The organism is Mycobacterium colombiense (genome assembly GCF_001672755.1).
Taxonomy (GTDB): Bacteria; Actinomycetota; Actinomycetes; order Mycobacteriales; family Mycobacteriaceae; genus Mycobacterium; species Mycobacterium colombiense_C.
In genome coordinates this window covers 1-921 of sequence record NZ_LZKI01000014.1, presented here as the reverse complement: position 1 = coordinate 921, position 921 = coordinate 1, and the positions used below count along the sequence as shown (strand labels likewise).

1 protein-coding gene is annotated in these 921 nt (G+C 64.2%); it reads left to right on the top strand.

Annotated elements, in window-relative coordinates:
• On the top strand, positions 1-921 hold a 921-nt coding region (trxB, locus tag A5708_RS02315; RefSeq protein WP_155765850.1), incomplete at both ends, for a thioredoxin-disulfide reductase.

Below are 921 nucleotides of genomic sequence, written 5' to 3'. Positions count from 1 at the left end.
GTCCACGACGTGATCGTTATTGGTTCGGGTCCTGCTGGGTATACCGCGGCGTTGTATACCGCGCGGGCGCAGTTGGCGCCGGTGGTGTTTGAGGGGACGTCGTTTGGTGGGGCGTTGATGACGACGACCGAGGTGGAGAATTTCCCGGGGTTTCGGGACGGGATCACGGGTCCGGAGTTGATGGATCAGATGCGTGAGCAGGCGTTGCGGTTTGGGGCGGATCTGCGGATGGAAGACGTCGAATCGGTGTCGTTGCAGGGGCCGGTCAAGTCGGTGACCACGTCTGAGGGTGAGACGGTGCGGGCGCGGTCGGTGATCTTGGCGATGGGTGCGGCCGCCCGGTATTTGGGGGTGCCCGGTGAGCAGGAGTTGCTGGGTCGTGGGGTGAGCTCGTGTGCGACCTGTGATGGGTTCTTTTTCAAGGATCAAGACATCGCGGTGATCGGGGGTGGGGATTCGGCGATGGAGGAGGCCACGTTTTTGACGCGGTTTGCCCGCAGTGTGACGTTGGTGCATCGCCGTGAGGAGTTCCGGGCCTCGCGGATCATGCTGGAGCGCGCGAAGGCGAATGACAAGATCACCATCTTGACCAACAAGGCGGTCGAGGCGGTTGAGGGTGAGCAGACGGTGACGGGGTTGCGGTTGCGTGACACCGGTACCGGTGCGGTGTCCACGTTGGCGGTGACCGGGGTGTTCGTGGCGATCGGGCATGACCCGCGTTCGGAGTTGGTGCGCGAGGTTTTGCAGACCGATCCTGAGGGTTATGTGCTGGTGCAGGGCCGCACCACTAGTACGTCGATTGATGGGGTGTTCGCCGCCGGGGACCTGGTGGATCGCACCTACCGGCAGGCCGTCACCGCCGCGGGCAGCGGCTGCTCGGCCGCCATCGACGCCGAACGCTGGCTCGCCGACAACGAAGAA